The organism is Paenibacillus camelliae (genome assembly GCF_023715345.1).
In the GTDB taxonomy this organism is placed as follows: domain Bacteria; phylum Bacillota; class Bacilli; order Paenibacillales; family Paenibacillaceae; genus Pristimantibacillus; species Pristimantibacillus camelliae.
On record NZ_JAMBNY010000013.1, the window covers coordinates 53,126 to 77,272 of the forward strand.

The following is a 24,147-nucleotide window of genomic DNA, read 5'->3' on the forward strand; positions in this document are numbered from 1 at the left end:
GAATTCAGCCGGGCTTTCCGATGCTCACGTACCCAATACGTACGCTGTGCTTCTCAAGCCCTAGCTTCTTTCAACCTTCTCGGTCCTGAATCCTGAACTTTTTGAACACGTATTAGAATTGAAGTTCAAAAAACTTGAATTTGATGACGATGCGGGACTGAGATGATTATTCGGCATCGAATATGTCACGCTACCGAAAGCTACGGTGCTCACGTACTAACTACGTACGCTGCGCTCCTCGCTTTCTAGTAGCGTGCCATCTTCTCGGTCCTGAAATCCAAGCCTTTCGAACACACATTGAATTAGAAGTTCAAAAAATCCAGGCTTAATGACGATGTATGTCTGAGAGTCTTTCGACTTCGAATCTTGAATTCAGCCGGGCTTTCCGATGCTCACGTACCCAATACGTACGCTGTGCTTCTCAAGCCCTAGCTTCTTTCAACCTTCTCGGTCCTGAATCCTGAACTTTTTGAACACGTATTAGAATTGAAGTTCAAAAAACTTGAATTTGATGACGAAGTAGGACTGAGATGATTATTCGGCATCGAATAGGTCACGCTACCGAAAGCTACGGTGCTCACGTACCCAATACGTACGCTGTGCTTCTCAGTCCCTAGCTTCTTTCAACCTTCTCGGTCCTGGTAACTCTGAACTAATAGGACTCCATTAATGCTTTCATATTTTCCATGCTCTTGGCAGTCCAGCGATTAAGCTTGTCTAGCTTTTCAAGCTCTTGCTGGGCTGCATGAAGCAGCGATTCTTTATAATCAGGAATATCGCCCTCATAATGCTCGACATCTCTCGGCAGTACCGTTGTTTTCTCACTATAGGCCAGTGCTCTCCGTTCATGAAACATCGGTACATCCGGGTTGTATGGATGATGCAGATCTCCTTGCTCAGGATGCTTTACGACCGCTAATACTTGTACAACGAGTCTTGGGTCATAACGCTCGACAATCTCACCTATGTAAACTCCAGTTCTCACCTTTGCAGTAACCCGTTGACCAATGTGGAACTCTAATGAACTCATATACATACCTCCTTCTGTTATAAATTTACTGTAAATGATGATGATTTTTGATGCAACTAGAATAAACTGGACTTGTGTAACGATGAAGTTGCGGGGTAATATGGAAGATAAGAAGAAGGTGAATGTTATGAGCAAGAAAAGAGTATTGCTGCTATCTGAAGGCTTCGGTTCTGGTCATACTCAAGCAGCGCATGCTCTTAGTGAAGGATTAAAACATATCAATCCTGAAATCTCTACAAAAGTCCTAGAGCTAGGCAGCTTTCTTAACCCAGTAATGGCTCCAATCATTATTAATGCGTATCGAAAAACCGTCAGCAAGCAGCCTAAAGTAGTAGGCATGATGTATCGGAGCAATTACCGAAAGCCAACGAACCGTATTACCAAAAATGCACTTTATCGTTTATTCTATACTCAAACGGCAAAGGTTGTAGCGAAGCTCAACCCACAGGTTATTATATGTACGCATCCCGTACCCGGCATGATGATCGGTAAACTGAAGGAAGATGGCTTAAAAACGCCGCTGTTAACCGTTATAACAGATTACGATGCCCATGGCTCATGGGTGAATGATGAGGTCAATCAATATCTAGTCTCTTCAGATGTTGTGAAGGATCGGCTGATCGAAAAGGGAACACGTCGGGACAGAATCTCAGTAACAGGCATTCCTATTCACCCGAAGTTTTGGAAGTCCTCACCAAAAGAAGAGCTACGTGCTAAGTTTAACCTGAAGGATATGCCAACGGTACTCATTATGGGTGGCGGATGGGGAATCCTGCACGAGGATAGTGTATTATCCTATATGACCAAATGGCGAGAATCAACTCAGCTCATCTATTGTGTAGGCTCCAATAATGATATGAAGGAAAAATTGGATGCTGATCCGCTATTTAAGCATCCAAATATTCATGTTATTGGCTTTACTCAGCATATTAATGAGTTAATGGAAGTTAGCGATCTACTGGTTACGAAGCCAGGTGGCATGACCTGTACTGAAGGACTAAGCAAAGCACTCCCCATGTTATTCTACGAGCCCATTCCTGGTCAAGAGGAAGAAAACTGCGAGTATTTTATTAATATGGGCTTTGGTGAAATGCTTTCGAGCACAGATACTGTCGATCGTTGGTTCAAGATTATTCATGATCGCACAAAAATTAGTGAGGTTCGAGAACAGCTTGTGCATACGCGTAATACACACTACGACCCTTTACATTGTGTAAAAGCAGTGCTCAAATTTTTGTAGCACTGCTTTTTTTTTGAAACCAATTACCTACCCATTACGTAAAAAAATAGACGCTACACCTTTTTATTCTGTGTTAAACTGAAATTACTTGACCAATAAAGTAGCAGATCTGCTTTTTTCGTCATAGTTTTTGGAAGATTTCGTTAAAGGAGCAAGCTATTAATGGAAGAATTTGTAGAATTTATGGGGAATTTCGGACCTCTAGGTCTTGCCATCCACTCTTTTCTGGATGCCATTATTTTCCCAATACCTGCTTTCTTTACACAGGTATCGTTAAGCATGCTCAATCCGACTAACGCACTTTGGTTAGCTACATTTGGATTCATCGCTTGTCTCATTGGAACGCCTATCGGCTACTTAATCGGTAAAGTATTCGGAACAGGTATCTTGACTCGCTTTGTAAAGCCTGAGCTTACTGAAAAAGCAACGAACTACTTTAAAAATAAAGGCTCTGTCGCCATACTCATCGGTGCGTTCACGCCGATTCCCTTTAAAGTTTTCACTATCTTATCTGGCGTATTAAAGTACCCACTCTGGCAGCTGATGGCTTATGCCGCGATTGGTAGAGCAACAAAGTTTTATGTTGTAGGCGCATTGTTTTATATGTTTGGTAAAACCGCGGAATCTATGGTTCATAATGTTTCGCTTTATATTTTCATTACGGTTGTGCCGATCATTGTCATCTTCCTACTCGTTAGAAAATGGATGAAAAAACGCAAGGAGCGCAAGCTATTAGCGCTTGAGCAAGGTAATGAACAGCAAGCTGAAATGTAAAATAATATATATTCTATATTGAAATGCAATGAAGCCAGTATTGAAAGGTTATTAACTCTCAATACTGGCTTCATTCACTTGTAGACATCTGCTTGCTCACTCTCCCCGAAATCCTCATTCTAGCCATGAAAAGCACAGCATATATACAAAAAGTGGGTGTCTCTAAGTCATACTATTCTGACTTTAGAGACACCCACTGCTTTTTATTTAGCTATTTGCACAACATTATTTAATCGCACTACCGCCGTACAAGAAGCGATGTTCCCAATGCTTGCCTGTAAATGTATCTACTTTTACGCCACCACTCTCTTTAGAGTATGTGTGTAGAATTTTACCGTCACCCAAGTAAATCCCTACATGCGTAATACGAGCAGTAGATTTATTGATTCCGCTGTAGCTTGATTTGCTTGTACCTTTATAAGACATGAAGAACATAAGGTCACCACGCTCTAGCTGGCTAATGCTTGTTTTCGCATTGCCTAGTTCTTTTACATAGGCACCCTGTTTTCTAGAGTCGCCACCTACATTAATACCAAGCGCATCCTTGAAGGCTTGTCTTACAAAGTCAGAGCAGTCAAATGTTGTTGTTGTGTTGCGGTTCGAGCCATACTCGTATGGAGTACCCAAGTATTTCATACCTGCAGCGATCACTTTTTCTACAGCTGCATTTGAATTGGTTACCGTTGAACCAGAATTGCTGCTGGAGCCTGTGTTGTTGCTAGAACCTGTGTTACTGCTGGAACCAGTATTAATGTTAGAGCCTGTCCCATTTACAGAAATATATTTGCTTGAGCTAGATACATAACCTGTTACACCATTAGCATCTGTTACTTTGTACCAGCTGCCTGTTTTGCTTAGAACAGTAACCTGCTCACCTTTTTTAATATAACGCATGCGAGGATATGATGTACCTGCTCCTTCACGGAAAGATACAGATCTAACAATTGTACCTTTACCAAGATTGCTGCTTGCACTAACTGTGTTACCTGCACTGTTAGAGCTAGAGCTGCTTGGTGCGCTTGTTGAATTACCTACAACCTCAGTATATTTGCTACCATTGGAGATGTAACCAGTATTCCCTTTACCGTCTGTTACTTGCAGCCAGCCATTAGCTGCAACACCGATAACTGTTACTTGCTCTCCTTTAGAGATCATACGAATAGCTTTGTTCGCTGTGCTAGGGCCTGTACGAAGATTAACACCCCAAGTTACTTCTGCAACCTGATTAATGGCGCTTACCTCTGCTGCATAAGTGGTCGGTGCTGGTGCTAGCGATAACCCTCCTACAGCTATGCTAATTGCTAATGCTGCTGTTGTTACTTTGTACTTTATAGAATAGTTCATTCTTGCTGTTCTCCTTCCTCTTGCTGCATATTCGCTTCGTTAAGCGTTGTACACATTATAGAATTAGAAGGGAACAACGGGCATCTGCCTTGGTTCCTAAATAACTAAGACCGCTAACGCCCGAAAACTGGGCTCTCTAATGGTGAGAGAAAATTAATAAAGGATGCCTCTATTATGAGAGACATCCTTTATTTTAATAATTGAACCAATAATATCTTGTTTCTGGAGATGAGAAATATGAAAACACTCTCATCTTAGAACGAAGAACACTACTAAGCATATATAGGACTTTTTATTCATTTTCATAGGACCTATCGGGATTTACCAGTATTTACTGCCTATCATGAGTCGTCCCATCATCCCGGTTTTTATCATTTTCTAGTCATATATGTCCGTTTCTTATCGCTTTATCTCGCTTCGTAAGGCTCGACATGGACGTTCACATTCAATATTTTATGCTTTTTATAAAGCCTTCTTTCAATCTCATCACAGATCGTATGGCCTTCAATTAACGTTAATTTAGGGTCAACCAACACGATAACCTCAACAAGCACGTTGTTACCATGCACCCTTGCCTTCAAATCAGATATTTCACGTACACCCTTCGTGTGTGCAACGGTCGTATGAAGCTTTTTTAGCACTTTCTCATCAATACCATCCGTTAGTGCATGGGTTGAGCTAACAAAAATATCCCATGCTGTCTTACAGATAATGATACCGACCACGGTTGCGGCAATAGGATCTAGCCAAGGCATATTTAGCTGAGCCCCGAATATCCCTACTGCTGCTCCAATACTAACGAGTGCATCCGATAAATTATCCTTTGCCGCTGCTTGAAGAGCAGCATTGTTAATTTTTTTGGAAAGCCGATTGTTATACGTATAGACAAGCAGCATCGCAGCTGCTGAAGCTAAAGCGACCCATGCTGTAACGAGACTCGGTGTCTTAATATCACCTTCAAATAAGGATCTACCAGCCTCTACAATGACCTGTAGGCCTACAGTCGCCATAATAAATGATGCAACTAGTGCGGCGATCGTTTCTGCACGAAAATGTCCATAAGGGTGATCCACGTCTGGCGGCTTTTGTGATATTTTCAAGCCTATCAATACGGCGATTGATGCTATAATATCCGTTAAATTGTTATATCCGTCCGCTACGAGCGCTCCAGATAAAAAGCTATACCCTATCCAGAGCTTGATTGAGGATAGAACAAGGTACGCACCTATACTTAGCCATGCACCTTTTTCCCCCTGCTTAATTTCTTCATACTGTGTCAGCTTGAAAACCTCCCCAACTACTGCAAGCACCTTAAATTCACTTTCCGTATCATACATGATAACTATCGTGTGAGTCTACAGAAACAGTTTTTACCTAAGTCGCAACTTGTGTACGACTCCAACAATGACGACCCTCTCTAACAAAGTTTCATCAGTGCAAATTAATACAGATGCTACTAACGTATGTATTGTTTTTACATACAGTGTCGACCAGTTTATGAAAAGGAATGCACCTAAAACAAAAAAAGCCTCGCTAGGCTCATCTGGCAATACCAGTGGCCTAGCAAGACTTTCATCTTATAGCTTTAGTTCTCCGTCATACATTTTTTCACGTAGAGCTTTGATCTCACTGCTCTCAAGATATTCATCATACGTCATTAAGCGGTCAATGACACCGTTTGGCGTAAACTCAATAATACGGTTCGCTACCGTTTGAACGAATTGATGGTCATGAGATGTAAACAATACAGTACAATCTGTTTCCATCATACCGTTGTTCAATGCTGTAATGGATTCTAGATCCAAGTGGTTCGTAGGCTCATCCATAATAAATACGTTTGCGCCTTCCAGCATCATCTTAGACAACATACAACGAACCTTTTCTCCCCCTGAAAGCACATTCGCTTTCTTCAGCGCTTCATCACCAGAGAATAGCATACGGCCTAAAAATCCGCGAAGGAATGTTTCGTCTGGATCTTTAGAATATTGACGCAGCCATTCCACGAGGTTCATATCAACACCGTCAAAATACTTTGAGTTGTCTTTCGGGAAATAAGAACGTGTCGTTGTAACTCCCCAAGAATATGTTCCTGCATCCGGCTCACGCTCACCAGCAATTGTTTCGAAGAACGCTGTTTTGGGAAGGCCGTTCGGACCAACAAAGGCTATTTTATCACCTTTATTAATGGTAAGTGTTAAATTATTGATCAGCACTTCGCCTTCAACAGAAATCGTTAAGCCTTCTGTAAGCAGCAGCTGCTTACCAGCTTCGCGCTCTCCTTTAAATTGGATAAACGGATATTTACGATTCGAAGGGCGAATGTCATCAAGTGTAATTTTATCAAGAAGCTTTTTACGAGAAGTTGCTTGCTTGGATTTTGATTTATTCGCGCTAAAGCGTTGAACAAACGCTTGAAGCTCTTTAATCTTATCTTCCTTCTTCTTGTTCTCAGCACGCATAAGCTGTAGTGCCAGCTGACTGGACTCGTACCAGAAGTCGTAGTTACCAACATACATCTGAATTTTACCGAAGTCGATATCAGCGATATGCGTACATACCGTGTTCAAGAAATGACGATCATGGCTGACTACGATAACAGTACCTTCGTAATCTGCAAGGAAGTTTTCCAACCAACGAATCGATTCAATGTCCAAATGGTTCGTAGGCTCATCGAGTAATAGAATTTGTGGCGAACCGAACAATGCTTGTGCTAGGAGCACGCGTACCTTCTCATTGCCGTCAAGCTCAGCCATTTGCTTGTAATGAAGATCTGGTCCGATGCCAAGACCGTTAAGCATTTCTGCTGCCTCAGACTCAGCTTCCCAGCCGTTCATCTCTGCAAATTCTGCTTCAAGCTCACCCGCACGCATACCATCCTCATCGGTAAAGTCTGCTTTAGCGTAGAGCGCATCCTTTTCCTTCATTACATCATACAGTTTTTTATGACCCATAATGACCGTTTCAAGCACTTGAAACTCATCATACTCATAATGGTTCTGCTTCAATACTGCTAGACGCTCACCTGGTGTAATATGCACTTCACCTTGGGAAGGCTCGATTTCACCAGATAATATTTTAAGGAAAGTAGACTTCCCAGCACCGTTCGCACCGATTAGGCCATAACAGTTACCAGGAGTAAACTTAATATTTACATCTTCAAAAAGCGCACGCTTGCCAAATCGAAGCGTGATGCCATTTGTACTAATCATGAGTAAATCCCGTCCTTCTCTTCATACTTACTACCTCGGACTATTATAGCATAGTCTCTCTTATAAAACTCTCGTTTAACGCTAAATTTTCGAAATCATTGTTCATAATTGGAGCTCACCACTTAAAATCTGCTTGAAATTTTGATATTTTATAAATAACTGTTAAGCTAAATCTATACCAAAATTTTATTAAATCCGGGGAGGATCTATATATGAAGCTGCTATCGATTGAACCAACACCTAGTCCGAACTCTATGAAGCTTAATTTAGACGAGACATTACCGCGTGGCCGTCGTCTTACGTACACCGTCAAGGAGCTAGAGCAGACGCCGGAGCCTTATCGCAGCCTGCTTTCTATTCAAGGTGTAAGAAGCTTATTCCATACAACAGATTTTATTGCACTAGACCGTAAGCCGGGTGCAGACTGGGCTGCAATTCTAGCTGAAGCACGCACCATTCTACAGGCTGATCAGGAGCTGGCTACTGGAGTCGGCCAATCTAGCACGAGCTATGGGGAAGCTCAGGTGCTTGTGCAGATGTTCCGCGGTATTCCAATCCAGGTTCGTGTTCGCACCGTTGACGGTGAAACTAGAGCTGCACTTCCACAAAAATTCATTGATGCCGTTTCCAAAGCCGCTGGCTCAACGATGATTCGTGAGCGGAAGCTCGAGGAGTTCGGTGTTCGTTACGGAGCACCTGAGGACATCGCAAGTGAGATCGTACAGGAGCTTGAAGCAAGCTACACTGCCGATCGTCTGGAAGAGCTCATTCATGCATCACTTGCTATAGGCAATGCTGGTGACAGCACACCGCAGCAGGAGATTGTTCGTCCGGCACCATTGGATGGACATCACGTGCTTCGTGAATTTGAGCATGAAGACTGGCAAGCACGTTATGCTGCGCTTGATCGTTATGCACTGGATGAGCAAGCGCCACAGGTGCTGCAGCTAGCACTAAAGGATAGCAATGCATCCATCCGTAGACTGGCTGTCGTTTTCCTTGGTGATCTTCGCACGCCTGAGGCGATGCCGCTGCTCTATCAAGCATTAGCTGATTCCTCTGCCTCTGTACGTCGTACAGCTGGCGATACGCTTTCTGATCTTGGTGATGCGGGTGCCATCGAACCGATGATTACCGCACTAAGTGACAAGAACAAGCTCGTTCGCTGGAGAGCAGCACGCTTCATGTATGAGGTTGGAGATGAACGCGCATTGCCTGCACTGAAGATTGCAGCGAATGATCCTGAGTTTGAAATTCAGCTGCAAGCAAAAATTGCGATTGAACGTATTGAACGAGGAGAAGAAGCGGCTGGTTCCGTATGGCAGCAAATGACTGCTGCTCGGCAAAAGCAGCAATAAGTCTATGCTGAACCTAATGCTGTAACGAGCTCAATACCCGACTATAGATTGAGAAAAGCAGTAGAAGTGCGGTCCACGGGCTTGCACAGCTACTGCTTTTTACATGTACATTCATTTTTGCTCTTACTGCATTTACACTCTTACTGCTTCTACGCTCTCACTGCTTTTACGCTTCTTCACGAATTAATGCTCCGCATGGTCTATCGCTTGCTTCAACAGTGAAATGACATGACTGTCGTCACAGGAGTATATCATCGTCGTTCCTTCCCGGCGATTTTTAACGAGCTTCATCATCCGCAGAAAGCTTAGCTGATGCGATACTGCTGACTGCGACATCTCTAGCACCTCAGTCAAATGCCCCACCGAGCATTCCTCCTGCGATAGCAGATACAATATTTTTATTCGCGTCGGGTCAGACAATGCCTTAAACATTTGTGAGATGTGATCAATCGTCTCCGAGCTTAAAAACGCATGGTCCTTAGCCTCCATCATTATTCCACCTTTATATGCACATATCTTCATTTATTATTATAAATATTCGACTAATTCTGGAGTGTTGTCAAGCAGGCAGGATCCACCACTCCTCCTTAATCCATGTGCTAGGAATACGCGAAGGTAAGCTGTACAGCTGTATCTCCTTGCTCGCTAAGCTCATAGTAGCTCATTTGATAGGATAGTCTTTTGTTTAGTGAACGCAGTGCCTTCTCTACATCCTTCTCGACTTGCTGGCCTTCCACATAACGAAACTCAAGCTCCGTTTGCTTCTGCTCCACAGCTAGCTTCAGGAGCTCGCGCAGCTCATCGTAGGCTGAAACGGTAAACTCATCATCATGCCAATGGAAGCCAAGCTCCTCTCGCAATGCCTGCAGCTCCTTGTATGCTTCTGACTGAGCATCGAGTACAGCAGCTTTTTCCTTCAGCGTCGTTTTATAGCTAACCGTTGCGACAGGATAATCCCCTTCCCAGATATGATCCTTGCTTAGCTCCTCATCACTAACGAGGTAGTAACGATAGCTCACATCATCTGGCGCTTGACCGACTGGATCATCCCAAGTAAGGTCCAGCTGATACCAACGATCATCTAGCTTAATCATATTCCAGGCATGCTCCTGACCCTTTGCTGTCCCCTCTACGATCCGAACATCGAAGCCCGCTTCACTGTAAAGCATATAACCAAGCATTGCATAGCCTTGGCAAACAGCAAGCCCTTCCGTCAATGCCTCATAGGCCGTATAACGTGTCAATCCCTCATCGTATTGGACATGTGTAACGACCCAGTCATGCAGTAGCTTAATCTGTTCTTCCTTCGTGTATTGTGATAGATTCATCGAGGCGATAAGCTCCTTCACATACTGTTGCACTTGCTCGGTCATTTCCTTGCTTTCACGGAAGTCTGTTTTTAGCTCAACCTCTGTATATAGCAGTTTGTTACTAATGGTGTAGCTGTAGGAGGACATCGCATACCGAGAGTATTCATTCATGACGAGCGCTTGATCTAGCCAGTTACTAAGCTCACTAGAAACTTTGTCATAGGAGCCTTCGATTCGGAAGGTAACGCTCGGACTCCTCTCGTCTAGCTGCGCTGCTAGAAACTGTACAATGCCATCGACATCGCTTGTGGAGAGCTCTGTATTCGATACTGCTGCCGTTGCTGACGTATTTTCCATAGACAGGTTCTTTTGAAGCGACAGCGATTGCTCTACCTTATCAAGCTCTTCCTTAAGCTTCGTACCCGCCTTCTGTGCGGTTTGCTGCATCGTATCCTGGAACGTTTCTATAATAGCTGGCTTAGACTCCCACGTGATCTCTTTTAGCAAATAATAGGATAGGTACAACGCCGCAATGACGAACAGAATACCTAGTAGTTTCCTCATAACAGCCTCCTTTTCGGCTTATTGATAAACTCTTCATTATTCTATTTTCTACTAAAGTTTCATAGAATATACCTATTGTATTGCAGCTAAAGCGCAAAACAGTGCGTTAGAATAGATGCTGCTACAGCTCTGCAACGATCTCTGTGTAGCGCCTAACTGTGGCAGTAATCTCCTCAAAGCGCCCAGCCTTCGCATGCTCAAGATCAACTAGCTTAGTGCCCATCCCAACCGCCTGTGCACCTGCTGCAAAGTATTCCGTAATATTGTCGAGCCTTACACCGCCTGTAGCAATAATCGGAAGGTCTGCAATCGGTCCTCTAATTTCACGTATATAGTTTATTCCTAACGTTCCCATCGGGAACAGTTTAATCGCATCAACGCCTGCCTTTTTTGCAGCTAGTATTTCTGTTGGCGTCATCACACCAGGCCAGATCGGTATGTGCTGCTGCTTCGCATAGTCAATAACCTCTACATCCAAATTCGGAGAGATGAGAAACTGCGCCCCCGCTGCAACTGCACGCTTCGCATGCTCCAGATCGATAACGGTTCCCGCGCCAACATAGGCCTGCTTAGAAAACTCCTTTCTCCACTCGGTAATCATCGATTCTGCTCCTGCTGTATTCATCGTAATCTCCATAAATCTTACACCGCCGCGTATAATCGCTTGACCCGTTTGTAATGAATAATGAGGCTCTACACCACGTAATATCGCAATAATTTTACTATCAATCAGTTCGTTCAGCATTGTCATCACACTATACTCCCTTCGACTTCCAATAGTTTCGCAATATTTTTAAGAATAAATTAGGAAATGGCAAGCTGTTCATATCGTCCTTCGATATATAACGCAGCTGAGCCTCTTGTTTAAGCTCAGACTGATTATGCTGCTTCTGCTCCGATGATTGCTCCAGCTCCGTTGACTGCTCCTGCTCGTGAGCAATACTTTGCGTCTGCTCGTAATCTGTCGCTGACTCCGCGACCTTCAAATTGCTTAATCGTTCATCAATGAGCCCCTGCTCTTCGTCGGCTGCCATAATATCTCTATCGTGGGCTGCAGCAATTTCCTGCTGTACTTCCTCCGCGCTATCCGCCACAAAGAATCTCATCTTCCAGTGAATATGACTGAATATATGCTCCTGATCGCATAGCCATGCTTTCGGTCTAATAAGCATGCCATGATTGACGTATAGCTCCTCAGAGATCGCTTGGCCGAGCAGTGGCTGCTCCTTCTGCTCTTCTTCATACAGCGCAGCTTGATCCCCCTCAATAAGTACATGAGGCAGCTCCCACATGCCGGCAAGCAGTCCTTCAGTTGGTCGCTGACGCACAAGCACTTTGCCTGCATGCTCACCCTGACCTTCAACGATGACAGCAGCTCTATATTCTACTCTCGCCTTTTTCGCTTTAGTCTTAATAGGCAGCTCCAGCTCTCTTCCTTGCAGCCTAGCCTCACAGTTGTCCATCACTGGGCATATAAGACAATTGGGATTTTTGGGCGTGCACATTAATGCACCAAGCTCCATGAGCGCTTGGTTAAAATATCGTGCCTGTCCCTCTGGAATCATCGTTGCAACAAGCTTTTCTAGCTTCACTCTTGTTGACGCTTTAGCGATATCATCCTCTAATGCAAAAAATCGAGAGATGACCCGCATCACATTGCCATCCACAGCGGGAATTGGCTCATTGTAGGCAATGCTCATGATCGCTCCGCACGTATAAGGTCCTACACCCTTTAAGGCAGCTACCTCTTCCTTCGTTGTAGGCATGATCCCATTATGCTGCTCCATGACCATCCTCGCACCAGCCTGTAAATTACGCGCTCTCGAATAATAGCCTAAGCCTTCCCAGCTCTTTAAAACCTCATCCTCAGGAGCCTCTGCAAGAGCTTTAATGGTAGGGAATTTATTAATAAATGAATTGAAATATGGAATGACCGTATCTACTCTTGTTTGCTGAAGCATGATCTCAGAAACCCAAATACGATAAGGATCTTGGTTCTGTCTCCAAGGCAAATCGCGCTGAATATGAAAATACCATTCCAGCAAATCCTTCCCGTATTTCACCTTTTTTTGCTCCAAGCTGTTATGTGTCATCGTAATAAACCGCCTTTATATTTGAAATTACAGTGTAGATCACTATAATGGTAATGAATGATCTCGTTTATTATATCACTTATCTCTGGGAGGTCTAACTGTGAAATCTATGAAACTAGTGATCCTAATCGGAATAGCGGCCATGCTTCTGACGGCATGCGGCCAGTCCGACAACGATAGCGGCAAAGTAACACTTAAACAAGCCCCTGACGAGGTAGCTTCAATCTATAAATCTTCCTGTATTGGCTGTCATGCAACAGATCTATCTGGGAAAATTGGAGACAAAACGGATATACAGCTAGTCTTCGAACGCTTGAGCTACGAGGAGATCATAGAGGCAATTATGCAAGGTGGAGATACAATGCCATCGTTTAAGGACAGCCTGACAGAAGAAGAAATTAACGGGCTAGCAGCGTGGCTTTCGAAGCAGCAGCAAGTAGAATAAAAGCAAACATCGGCACGGTCAACGAGTGTGATCATGCCGATGCTTTATATTAAATAAGCTACTACTTATTCAATCGTAAAATCATTAGCGAAACGTTGTTCGTTTATATGAAATAGAACATGTTCGCTTAAAGGACTATCTTTCTCTACCTTAGGATGACGGAACATCTTTATCCTTTCCATCCCGATTTTTTTCATTACATTTTTGGATGGGTTATTCACATCAGCAGTAAAGCTATAAACGTCATTAAACCCCAGCTTGTCGAATCCATACTGCAAGCAGGCTGAAGCTCCCTCAGTTGCATACCCTTTTCCCCAAGCCTCTTTTTTTAGCCGCCAGCCTATTTCGATGCAAGGTGTGAAATCAGCCTCGAAGGTTGCCCTGTGAAAGCCAATAAATCCTATAAATTCTTTAGTTTCCTTTACCTCCACAGCATACAACCCAAAGCCATACTCCTTAAATTCCACTAAAATCCTTTGATAAAAAGCATTGGTTTCTTCGCTCGTTAAGGTTTTAGGGAAATACCTCATGACCTGTTCATCCGCATTTAATTGACTGAATGGCTCTAAGTCCTCTGCTTCCCAGTCACGCAGTTGCAATCTCGACGTTTCTAAATATATCATGGTACACCTCTCTAACTTTCCTGCTTGTTCGCTTAATAAGACTAGCAGAAATCCTAAGTTTTGTTTACATTTCGACACAGTAAGCAGGCATAATTTGAACAACGCAATTATCTTATTCGAAGCGATATTCTCTTATTTCTTGCAGCTATGTAACGTAACCGGTTATAAACTACAGTACAATCATTAATGCGTATACATCAAGTATCACAGTATCTACAACAGAAATAAAAACACCACTACCCCAGACGGAGTAATGGTGAAAGTATACATCAAAGGTACGCCCACGAGACGCCCCAGCGGAGTAATGATGAGTGTACATCGAAGGCACACACACGAGACACCCCAGCGGAGTAATGATGTTGTGTACATCGAAGGCACACACACGAGATACCCCAGCGGAGTAATGGTGAGTGTACATCGAAGGCACACACACGAGATACCCCAGCGGAGTAATGATGAGTGTACATCGAAGGCACACACACGAGACACCCCAGCGGAGTAATGATGAGAGCGTAAAAGCGAAGCGGTTGCCTTTGTTCCCAGATTTCGACCATTAAAATACTTCAAGAAATCTGGGAACAACAGCAATTGGAGCCTCATCATTACGGAGCGCTGAAATCTGGGAACAACAGCAATTGAAGCCTCATCATTACGGAGCGCATTATAGCTCCTCTATCACCGCGAAAGCCGATGCGAGCTCACGCTCATGTGTAATGGACAAATGGATCGCAATCGTTTTATGCGCCAAATTCAGCCGAAGCTTTGCACCCTCACTTAATGTACATAGGGGCTTGCCTGATTCCTGCCTCGTTATGATCATGTCGTGAAAGCCAAGTACACTACCAATGCCGCAGCCCAGTGCTTTACTTATCGCTTCCTTTGCTGCAAATCTTCCCGCAACAAACTCAGCCATACGCGATGTACTTTCAAACTGCTCGATGTCGTGACGCTCGCTTTCAGCAAAAATACGCTGTAAAAAACGGTTACCCGCCTTACCTTCCAATATCGTTGTAAAGCGGGCAATTGCGGCAAGATCATGACCGATGCCTATAATCATTTAATAGTTACCATCCTTTGGTCTATGTTATTCGATAATATGTCGGTGCCGGCGCCGATCACCCTTTCGATGGACGAGAAACTTTTCGATCTCATTCTCATTAACTGGCCTGCTAATATAAAAGCCTTGAATGAACTGACACCCTAATTCATCCAGAAGCTCTAGCTGGGTGCTGTCCTCAACCCCTTCGGCTACGATCTTCATATCTAAGCTTTTTGCGATATTAATGATTGCATTGACAATCTTGTATCCCTTTTCATCTGTAACCATCTCTCGAATGAAGCTTTTATCTATCTTCAATATTTCGATTGGAAAGTTTTTAAGTACTGATAGGGATGAATAACTAATCCCAAAATCATCAATGGCTACGGAAATACCAAGCTTGCGAATTTCCTCAATGACGTGAAGGGCAGCATAGGATTGATCAATAATCGTCGATTCCGTAATCTCAAACGTGAGATTGGCAGGATTCATGCCTGTTTCCTCTATGATCTCTTTTACGGTAGACAAAAATTGTATTGATTTGAGCTGTAAGCCTGAAATATTAATAGAGATCTTGATGGGATCGTAGCCCTGCTTAATCCATTCCATCCCTTGCTCACAGGCTGCACGTATAACCCAAGCACCAATCGGTACAATGAGGCCTACTGATTCTGCAACGGGTATAAATTTGTCTGGCGTAAGGATATCTCCACTCTCTGTACGCATTCGCAGCAGCACTTCTAAACCATAAAAGCGTTTGTTGCGTGCATATACCTGCGGCTGGAATAAGAGTAAAAACTGTTCCTTAGCAAGGGCATCTCTCAGCATTTTCTCCATTTTACGCTTATCCTGCTGATAATTAACCATCTGAGAGTTAAACTTTATATAATTGTTCTTTCCGTTATGCTTCACCTGGAACAACGCGATATCCGCTTTTCTTAGCAGCTCTTCATAATCTTGTCCATCGCTCGGATATAAGCTGCAGCCGATGCTTACTGATAGATTAATATCACGGTTTATGAAATTCATACGCTGAGAAATTTGCTCTGATAGCTCTAAAGCGAATCGATCAACCTCTTCAACATGGTCGTATTGAAACAGAATAACAAATTCATCCCCACCAAATCGGGACACATAGTCACCTTGTTTAACACTGCGAATGAGCACCTCTGAAATTTGATCAATAATATCATCACCAATATGATGGCCATAAAGATCGTTAATTAGCTTGAAGTTATCAATATCGAGCACGCACAGCGCAAACTTTTGTGTTTCCTCATTTATCATAACCTTGATCGCTTCATAGAAGCGTCTTCGATTATAAAAGCCTTGAACCGTGCTTGTCTCCTCTTCTTCAACCCGCTTCTTCGATATGTCTCGAATGGCTCCAATCAGCTTTTGAATATTGCCCATGCGATCTCGAGTGCTTTCAGCGCTTACATTTGCCAAGTAGAAATGACCTCTCGCATCCTTTATGCGGAGCTCCACATAAAATGGCTTGTTGTCTCGGAAGTGGTCATAAAAATGCTTGCGCACCATTGGAATATCATTGGGATGCACAAATACCTCTAAACCAAGTAATGGTGTATCCCTGATTTGAAACTTTAGCTTTCGATTAAGCCATACCTTCTTTTGTGAAAAATCAATTTCAAACAATATATCATCCGTTAATCTGTTATAAACCTCATTGCGCTCCTTAAGCGCTTGGTGCTGCTGGTTCAGACTAGCAGACTCGTCCAATAAGGCGATACGATCAAACGTATTGGAGATAATATCGAACAAATGCACGATTCTCAAATAATCCGTAGAACGTGTTAATGTTTTTTCTGATGATGTTCCGAATGAAAGCAGACTCCAATTATTTTGCGTTAAACGATATGGAAGGATGTACACTACCTCATTGTCGTCACTAGAACCCTCGACTTCAAAGGCAGGTGGATTATTGTGCAGCGTCTCATATCGCAGCTCGTACATATCATGGAACTCGCTACTCCCCTTCTCAAAATGGTAGAAGTCATGTATGGTAAGCTTTGGCTCCTTATTGGTAGTATAACCATGCTGCCGCATGATAGCACCCCAATTAAAATAATTTTCAAGCAGCAATGATAAATCCTGAATTTTTTTGAACTGGTAACCTAATATGTATCGATTAAACTCATAATTAACATTATTTTCAGTACGCAGAGCGTTAATATGGTTAGCGTACTCGCTTACATCTGATTGCTCCTGTAGCTTCTCTTGTTCGTTGTTAGAGCAACCACATGATTGTCTCATGAACATTCGGAAAGGCAATACATCCATCTCAAAGCCTTGCCCAGAATCCTCAATACGCAATAATAGCTTTTCCATCGCGCGCTGGACAATGGCTTCTAAATTTTGCTCAATGCTCGAGATTGGTACGATGGAGTGCCGCGCCGTACTAGAATTATCAAATCCGATCAACGCAAAATGCTCGGGTACACGGTATCCCTTCTCCATTAGCTTCTCGACGATGCCGAAGCCGCACATATCTGTGCATACAACTGCCGCCGTTATTGGAAATCCATCAGCAATGATAAGCTCCGCAGTTTTCTTTCCGCCAAACACAGTCATGTCCCCGACGTCGTATAAGTAGGATGGCTTTACCTCTAAGCCCAGGTCCTTCATCGCTTCTAGATAGCCAAGATATCGATAGTGCATATCATCCATGTAGTCGCTGCTGCCGATATAACCGATATTCCGGTGACCATGCTGGTAAAGATGTTTAACGGCCTCGTAAGCTGCACGTTTATTATCCGCACAAACCATTCCACTGCTCATTTTGAGCTTTCGAATATCTTTAGCAATCGCAATAATTGGTTTTTGGTATCGTTCTTCCATCTGTTTTAGGAAATGATCCTCGACGGCAACATTTATAACGATCCAGCCATCAACACGATTCATAGCAATAGGTACATTGTAGTATTTTCCACCTGTACGAACAATAATGAGGTTAACATTCAGCTGATTAGCTATTTTATGAATATTTTGAATGATTTCAGAATAGTAATTTCCGCCTAGAAAAGGAGTTAAGACGCCTATAGTCTGTTGTCGCTGCATACAAGTTCCTCCTCTTTCCCTCACAACATTCTTATTAGAAAAAATTATAACATACAATATATATACACAGAATATCAAATTACGCTTATTATTGTAAGCGCTCTTATTAAATTGTGCAGCTTTATGTCGTAAAATAGAAGAAACCTGTCGTAACTGAAAGTACGGCAGGTTTCTTACCCTTACGTTCCTTGATAGGAACAGTGCTATGTTTAATTGTTTCTTCTGTAGCTAAAGACTTATATTAGCGACAGAATTTATCGAATGCACTAATCAAATCTGCTGAAATTTCAGATGCAGAGCGATTTTCGATGCTATGACGCTCGATAAAGTAAACGAGCTCTCCGTCCTTCATTAGTGCAATAGAAGGGGAAGATGGCGGATATGGTGCAAAGTACTCACGAGCTTTTGCTGTTGCTTCTTTATCTTGACCCGCAAATACCGTAAACAATTGATCAGGTACTACATCATGCTGCAATGCGTGCGCTACGCCAGGACGGCATTGACCAGCAGCACATCCACACACCGAGTTGATGACAACTAGTGCCGTACCTTTAGCATCTGGCAAATTAGCTTCAACTTCCTCAGGCGTGCGAAGCTCTTTAATTCCGATGCTTGTTAGCTCGTCACGCATAGGTTGAATCATATCCAACATATATCTCTCAAATGACATTGACATTCATAACACTCCCTTGTTGTTTATCTTCTCCATTATACCTTCACGTAAGAAGGCAGTGCAACACAATCCTACGAGCTTAACAGTTGTTCCTCTAGAGGAAAGTGAATCTGAAATATCGTTCCCTGCTGAGAATTATTCAAAACACTAATTTTGCCGTTATGTCGATGCACGATATTTGCACATAAAGGTAATCCTAGGCCTGTACCCATACGCTTAGAGGAATAGAAGGGTTCAAATATTTTTTGCTTTAGCTCATCGGGAATACCAAGTCCTGTATCTGCAATTGATAGGATGATTTGACGATTAACGAACATCGTCTTAATGGTTAGTACCCCGTCCTGCTGCATCGCCTCCATTCCGTTGCGCGAAATATTAAGCAGTAGCTGTTTAATTTCCGATTCATTGATCTGATATGGTGGCAATTGATCGCTGAGCTCTACAACTAGCATCTGTCCTCGCAGGTTAGCATCGGCCTGAAGTAAAGGGACAAGCTCATTAATGACATCATTTAAGCTGTTAGAAAACTTTTGTTCCCGCTTGTTTTGTGCTAACGTTAGGAAGTCACTAATGATTTGATTCGTTCGATCTAGCTCTTCTATTATAATTGAGAAATATTCTCGTTGTGCTACATGAGAGCGTTCCTGTAGTAGCTGGACATAGCCTCGTACTACAGCCATGGGATTGCGAATTTCGTGTGTTATGCTTGCTGCCATCTCACCAACGAGGCTTAAACGATCCATTCGATCTAGCTCTCTACGTAGTGCCTGTAGCTCGGTAACATCTTGCACGAATAATCCGACTGCATGCAAACCGTCCTTGTCGATGGAATAGATCGGTATGGCAGAATACATCAATTCTTGCTCTTCGTTCTGCACAGTAGTATGTATAGGGATACTCGTTTCAAACACCTGCTGAATCAGCCTTGACACAACTGGATAACTCGCATCCGATAATACATGACTGAGCTGTTGCCTGCGCGTGCTTTGCACATCAATTTCAGATAGTCTGTCATAATTCTGATAGGCTTGCTGGTTAGCGTATATAATTTGCTCATCTCGATTGATGTTGAGAACTGCGAATGGTGCATATTGAATGACCTGTACCCAGGTTTTCAGTTCATCATGTGACTCCTTTATTGTTTCATATTTCTTTCTATAATGCTGTGCTTGCTCTTGTTTAAGTATTCCACTGTATGATAGAAAAACGATCACAATAAAAACAAAACATTTCACTAATGTCTCAAATGCTTCGTTACCTGACCTTAAAAATATGAACGGTTCTTCAGATATATGTAATGAAAAAAGTATAAGTAGTACGCTAGAAGTGCAGAGGTTGGAAAGCATGAAGAGTATTTTTCGCGTGCCATCAAGCATATGAAATCGTGTGTGACTAAGAATAAACACAAACGTAATGATCGTTATGTATGTAACGTATTGCAAAAATTGTTGCGGAGAAGAAAACTGCAGGTAATCATATAAGATCAATACTGCAGCAATGAAGAGGCCCCATCCTTTTCCCGCATAATATATGGCATATGAAAAGGTAATGACCGCAACCATATAATGAATATTATATTTATATGTTATGATTTGTGTTAGTACAAATATGCTTATTAGCGATAACGATCCCAGTATAAAGGTACGCACCTTTTGTCTACCACAATAAACTGGAAAATAATATAAATAAACTCCTGGTATGACAGCCAGAAGAATCATTAGCACGAATTTGTAATACACAAAAAGCCTCCTTAGCAAAGTAATTTGCATTAATAGTTCAGTGATGCTGCATCTAATCAACGATTAAAGAACTCTATTCTGGCTGCTTCGTCTATTCACTTACAAAATACATGCTTGTTATGTATTTCACTAATGTTTATGCTAATATCTAGTATACACAAATACAAGTTACTTCGGTAACATTCTTAACGGTATAAATTATTGCTATAATTAATAAAAATCTAACATAGAAGTAAAAGAGGGGCAAAATGACATACGACATTATCATTATTGGAGCAGGCTCAGCAGGTCTAATGGCCGCTGTTGCTGCTAGTCAATCTAGTGCTAGTGTACTACTAATTGATAAAGGTGACAAGCTAGGAAGAAAGCTAGGCATTTCAGGCGGAGGTCGTTGTAACGTAACCAATGCAAAAGAGCTGGACGAGCTCATTAAAAATATACCGGGCAACGGCAGATTTCTGTACAGCTCACTAGCTACTTTCAGTAATTACGACATCATGCAATTTTTCGAATCGCTCGGCATTGCTTTAAAGGAGGAAGACAACGGTAGAATGTTCCCTGTGTCTAACAAGGCGAAGTCTGTTGTCGATGCCCTCGTCGGAAAGGTGAGAGCACAAGGCGTCCACATTAAAGTAAACAGTCCTGTTGCTAAGGTACTCTACGAGAATGGTAAAGTAAAGGGCGTTAAGCTGAAAAGCGGTGACATCTATTACTGTAAGAAGGTAATCGTAGCCGTAGGTGGTAAATCTGTCCCACATACAGGCTCTACAGGTGATGGCTACCCTTGGGCGGAAGAGGCAGGACATACGATTGTTGAACTATTCCCTACTGAGGTTCCATTAACTTCAAGAGAGCATTTTATAAAAGATAAGGAGCTCCAAGGACTATCTCTGCGTGATGTTGAGCTGACAGTATGGAGCTTGAAGAACAAAAAACTCATTACCCATCGCGGGGACATGCTCTTTACACACTTCGGGATATCAGGACCAATCGTGCTGCGCTGCAGCCAGTTTGTTGTAAAAGAGCTAAAGAAAAGCACTGGCACACCGATTATGCTCACGGCAGATCTTAAGCCTGATATATCGCAGCAAAACGTATATGATGAGACCTACTTATTATGCCAGCAAGAGCCTAAAAAGCTAATCCGGAACGTGTTGAAAAGCTATGTACCAGAGCGAATTCTACCTATATTGATGAGAAAAGCTGAGCTGAGCGAGGATTTAACGTTCGATCATATTCCGAAGGATAAGTGGCAGGAGCTTGCTCGCTTAATAAAAGCATTTCCTATTCGAATTCATGGCTCTCAAAGCATCGAGGAGGCTTTTGTTACAGGTGGAGGCGTTAACCTTAAAGAGATTAACCCGAGTACACTGGAATCTAAGCTAATGAGCGGACTATATTTTTGTGGAGAAGTATTAGATATACACGGATACACTGGTGGATATAACATTACAGCCGCTTTTTCCACAGGCTATAATGCTGGCCGAGATGCGGCGGAAAGCCTTGCATATGACGACTAATCTCATCTTCAGGTGAGCATTTAAAATGAACAGGACCTCCGTACACCATCTACGGAGGTCCTTTGTTGTACCTGCATGCCCAATGCTAATCTTACTCACGACCGCCTGAAAAAGAAGACATATCGCCGATGTCTAGCAGTAGTTCTTCATCATCTACCAAATCCTCATTGACGAGATGAGCAGGTATCGTGATCGCATCTAGTCCATAAGCAGTAGACGCGATAAGCTCCTCTTGAATAGTAGACTGTTCGACTAAAGTACCGCCGTGTGCTTGACAGATTTCCAAGGCAGACGTAAGATCCTCGCCAATAACGTGAATATGTAAACGTGTTGGGTTATGCATCGCTGGGTCATAGCCTAGCTCCTGCAGCAAGGAAAATGCCTGATCTGCTTTATCCGAATCAACAAAATCGAATAAGATCGCCATAGGCATATTCATAAAAACAGCTCCTTCATGTTCCATAGTGGGTTAACTAATCAAGTTCATACCCACTTAGTATGTGAACATAAAGGAGCTTTATATACATATTAGCCGCGGAAAGCAACCAGTTGATCGTTCATCTCTTTCGTTTGAGCGTAAACTTGCTGATATACGCGGAATAGCGATTCATATGTTGCAACAGCTTCTGGGTTAGGCTCGTAGCTATCTGCATGCTTCACGAATTGATCAGCACATGCCTCTAAGCTTTCAAACCAACCGCAGCCATATGCAGCAAGCATAGCGGCACCAAGGCCAGGACCTTGCTCATTTTCAAGCGAAACAACCGTCGCATTGAAAATATCAGCCTGCATTTGCAGCCATGTTGGGTTCTGTGCACCACCACCGATGGACACAACTTTATCAACCGTTTTACCAGCTTGGCGGAACATATCAACCGACTCGTTCAAGCTGAATGTGATGCCCTCCATTACTGCACGAGCAAAATGAATGCGCTCATGTGTACCGTCAACACCGATAAAGCTAGCACGAATATTTGGATCAGCATGTGGCGTACGCTCACCAACAAGGTAAGGCGTGAACAGCAAGCCGTTAGAACCAGGCTTCACATTTTCAATTCCAGCTAGCATTTCATCGAATGATTCGTTAGGAGCAAATGTTTTCTTGAACCAGCTTAGCGAGTAACCAGCTGCAAGCGTTACCCCCATCGCGTAGAAGGAATCTTCTTTACCATGGTTGAAGAAATGAACCTTGCCACCAAAATCCTTCGTTTTATCATTTTCATAGGAAAGAATAACACCTGACGTACCGATACTGCTTAGCGTTAAGCCTTCTGACAGAATGCCTGCTCCAATCGCTCCGCATGCGTTATCTGCACCACCTGCAAATACTTTCGTCTCTGCAGATAGTCCTGTTTGAGAAGCAACCTCTGGCAGCAATGTGCCAACCAAGCCATGAGATTCAACAAGCGCTGGGCAGAAGCTTTCAGGCAAGTTGAATGCGCTTAATACTTCCTTGCTCCATTTTTTATTAGCAACATCAAGCATTAATGTACCTGCTGCATCGGAATAATCCATATGAAGCTCGCCAGTTAAGCGATAACGTACATAATCCTTCGGAAGCACAAAGATTGTTGCTTGATCGAACAAATCCTTCTCGTGCTGACGCACCCATAAAATCTTCGGCAGCGTAAAGCCTTCAAGCGCCGGGTTACGTGTCACGCTTAATAGCGTATCACCAAGCACCTGCTCGATTTCGCGGCATTGCTCAGTCGTGCGCGTGTCATTCCATAGAATTGCAGGACGAACAACCTCGCCGTTAGCGTTTAATAGAACAAGACCGTGCATTTGACCAGAGAAGCTAATGCCTTCAATCGAAGAAGCATCGATTCCTGCAGCAGAAGCTACTTCCTTCATTGCTTCAATCGTAGCAGTCACCCAATCCTCTGGCTTTTGCTCACTCCAGCTTGGACGGTCATGAAATAAAGGATAGCTGCGCGTAGCTTCAGCAGCAATTTTCCCATTGCGATCCATAAGAAGCGTCTTAACCGCACTTGTCCCAAGATCGACACCGATAACATAGCTCATTAAAAACCCTCCTAAAGCGTTTCGCTTCTTCTATGAATATGCTTCCTTGCAGCGAAACGCCGCTTCGAAAGCATTTACTTTGC

General features: G+C 43.0%; 20 protein-coding genes. 5 read left to right on the forward strand and 15 right to left on the reverse strand.

What is annotated here, in order from left to right; genetic code table 11:
• Positions 1 to 652 precede the first annotated feature (652 nt).
• Entirely contained in the window at positions 653 to 1,030 is a 378-nt protein-coding gene (kapB, locus tag M3180_RS17695; RefSeq protein WP_251669931.1) for a kinase-associated lipoprotein KapB, read from the reverse strand.
• 127 nt (positions 1,031 to 1,157) lie between these two features.
• Between kapB and M3180_RS17700 the strand changes: the two genes are divergently transcribed.
• Positions 1,158 to 2,270 (forward strand): MGDG synthase family glycosyltransferase, encoded by a 1,113-nt coding sequence (locus M3180_RS17700; protein ID WP_251669933.1) that lies wholly within the window; start codon positions 1,158 to 1,160, stop codon positions 2,268 to 2,270.
• A 162-nt stretch (positions 2,271 to 2,432) separates the two neighbouring features.
• Positions 2,433 to 3,044 carry a YqaA family protein gene (locus M3180_RS17705; RefSeq protein ID WP_251669935.1) on the forward strand — a complete coding sequence of 204 codons (612 nt, stop codon included), beginning with the start codon at positions 2,433 to 2,435 and terminating at the stop codon, positions 3,042 to 3,044.
• A 225-nt stretch (positions 3,045 to 3,269) separates the two neighbouring features.
• Here M3180_RS17705 and M3180_RS17710 read toward each other — a convergent pair whose 3' ends face one another.
• The 3 genes from M3180_RS17710 to M3180_RS17720 all read right to left on the reverse strand — a co-directional run bounded on the left by M3180_RS17710 (position 3,270) and on the right by M3180_RS17720 (position 7,597).
• Entirely contained in the window at positions 3,270 to 4,388 is a 1,119-nt protein-coding gene (locus M3180_RS17710; protein ID WP_251669937.1) for a C40 family peptidase, read from the reverse strand.
• 407 nt (positions 4,389 to 4,795) lie between these two features.
• Positions 4,796 to 5,725, reverse strand: a complete 930-nt coding sequence (locus M3180_RS17715) for a cation diffusion facilitator family transporter (RefSeq protein ID WP_285855779.1) — start codon at positions 5,723 to 5,725, stop codon at positions 4,796 to 4,798.
• A gap of 240 nt (positions 5,726 to 5,965) precedes the next feature.
• Positions 5,966 to 7,597 carry an ABC-F family ATP-binding cassette domain-containing protein gene (locus M3180_RS17720; protein ID WP_251669939.1) on the reverse strand — a complete coding sequence of 544 codons (1,632 nt, stop codon included), beginning with the start codon at positions 7,595 to 7,597 and terminating at the stop codon, positions 5,966 to 5,968.
• A gap of 212 nt (positions 7,598 to 7,809) precedes the next feature.
• Here M3180_RS17720 and M3180_RS17725 point away from each other — a divergent pair, with 212 nt between their 5' ends.
• On the forward strand, positions 7,810 to 8,955 hold the full coding sequence (locus M3180_RS17725; protein ID WP_251669942.1) for a conserved virulence factor C family protein: 1,146 nt from the start codon (positions 7,810 to 7,812) through the stop codon (positions 8,953 to 8,955).
• A 183-nt stretch (positions 8,956 to 9,138) separates the two neighbouring features.
• Here M3180_RS17725 and M3180_RS17730 read toward each other — a convergent pair whose 3' ends face one another.
• From M3180_RS17730 to mutY, 4 genes are all read right to left on the reverse strand, one after another.
• Positions 9,139 to 9,444: an ArsR/SmtB family transcription factor gene (locus M3180_RS17730; protein WP_251670034.1), complete on the reverse strand. Its 306-nt coding sequence runs from the start codon at positions 9,442 to 9,444 to the stop codon at positions 9,139 to 9,141.
• 110 nt (positions 9,445 to 9,554) lie between these two features.
• Positions 9,555 to 10,829 carry a transglutaminase domain-containing protein gene (locus M3180_RS17735; protein WP_251669945.1) on the reverse strand — a complete coding sequence of 425 codons (1,275 nt, stop codon included), beginning with the start codon at positions 10,827 to 10,829 and terminating at the stop codon, positions 9,555 to 9,557.
• 121 nt (positions 10,830 to 10,950) lie between these two features.
• Positions 10,951 to 11,580, reverse strand: a complete 630-nt coding sequence (locus M3180_RS17740; RefSeq protein ID WP_251669947.1) for a bifunctional 4-hydroxy-2-oxoglutarate aldolase/2-dehydro-3-deoxy-phosphogluconate aldolase — start codon at positions 11,578 to 11,580, stop codon at positions 10,951 to 10,953.
• 4 nt (positions 11,581 to 11,584) lie between these two features.
• Complete coding sequence (mutY, locus tag M3180_RS17745) at positions 11,585 to 12,922, reverse strand: A/G-specific adenine glycosylase (protein WP_251669949.1); 1,338 nt, start codon at positions 12,920 to 12,922, stop codon at positions 11,585 to 11,587.
• A gap of 109 nt (positions 12,923 to 13,031) precedes the next feature.
• Between mutY and M3180_RS17750 the strand changes: the two genes are divergently transcribed.
• Positions 13,032 to 13,367 carry a c-type cytochrome gene (locus tag M3180_RS17750; protein ID WP_251670036.1) on the forward strand — a complete coding sequence of 112 codons (336 nt, stop codon included), beginning with the start codon at positions 13,032 to 13,034 and terminating at the stop codon, positions 13,365 to 13,367.
• Between the two features lie 65 nt (positions 13,368 to 13,432).
• Here M3180_RS17750 and M3180_RS17755 read toward each other — a convergent pair whose 3' ends face one another.
• The 5 genes from M3180_RS17755 to M3180_RS22955 form a co-directional block, all read right to left on the reverse strand.
• Positions 13,433 to 13,990 (reverse strand): GNAT family N-acetyltransferase, encoded by a 558-nt coding sequence (locus M3180_RS17755; RefSeq protein ID WP_251669952.1) that lies wholly within the window; start codon positions 13,988 to 13,990, stop codon positions 13,433 to 13,435.
• Positions 13,991 to 14,651: 661 nt separating this feature from the next.
• Positions 14,652 to 15,047 (reverse strand): holo-ACP synthase, encoded by a 396-nt coding sequence (gene acpS, locus M3180_RS17760; RefSeq protein WP_251669954.1) that lies wholly within the window; start codon positions 15,045 to 15,047, stop codon positions 14,652 to 14,654.
• A gap of 27 nt (positions 15,048 to 15,074) precedes the next feature.
• Entirely contained in the window at positions 15,075 to 18,107 is a 3,033-nt protein-coding gene (locus M3180_RS17765; protein WP_251669956.1) for an EAL domain-containing protein, read from the reverse strand.
• 241 nt (positions 18,108 to 18,348) lie between these two features.
• Entirely contained in the window at positions 18,349 to 18,783 is a 435-nt protein-coding gene (locus tag M3180_RS17770) for a BrxA/BrxB family bacilliredoxin (protein WP_251669959.1), read from the reverse strand.
• Positions 18,784 to 18,851: 68 nt separating this feature from the next.
• The gene (locus tag M3180_RS22955; protein WP_251669961.1) at positions 18,852 to 20,519 is read right to left on the reverse strand and encodes a two-component system sensor histidine kinase NtrB; all 1,668 of its coding nucleotides are present in this window, start codon (positions 20,517 to 20,519) and stop codon (positions 18,852 to 18,854) included.
• Between the two features lie 248 nt (positions 20,520 to 20,767).
• Between M3180_RS22955 and M3180_RS17780 the strand changes: the two genes are divergently transcribed.
• Positions 20,768 to 22,039, forward strand: coding sequence for a BaiN/RdsA family NAD(P)/FAD-dependent oxidoreductase (locus M3180_RS17780; protein ID WP_251669963.1), 1,272 nt, complete (start codon positions 20,768 to 20,770; stop codon positions 22,037 to 22,039).
• 91 nt (positions 22,040 to 22,130) lie between these two features.
• Here the strand turns inward: M3180_RS17780 and M3180_RS17785 are convergent, their stop codons facing one another.
• Both M3180_RS17785 and xylB read right to left on the reverse strand, forming a co-directional pair.
• A complete protein-coding gene (locus M3180_RS17785) occupies positions 22,131 to 22,478 on the reverse strand; it encodes a hypothetical protein (RefSeq protein WP_251669966.1) in 348 nt (115 codons plus the stop codon).
• 89 nt (positions 22,479 to 22,567) lie between these two features.
• Positions 22,568 to 24,064, reverse strand: coding sequence for a xylulokinase (xylB, locus tag M3180_RS17790; RefSeq protein WP_251669968.1), 1,497 nt, complete (start codon positions 24,062 to 24,064; stop codon positions 22,568 to 22,570).
• Positions 24,065 to 24,147: the final 83 nt, after the last annotated feature.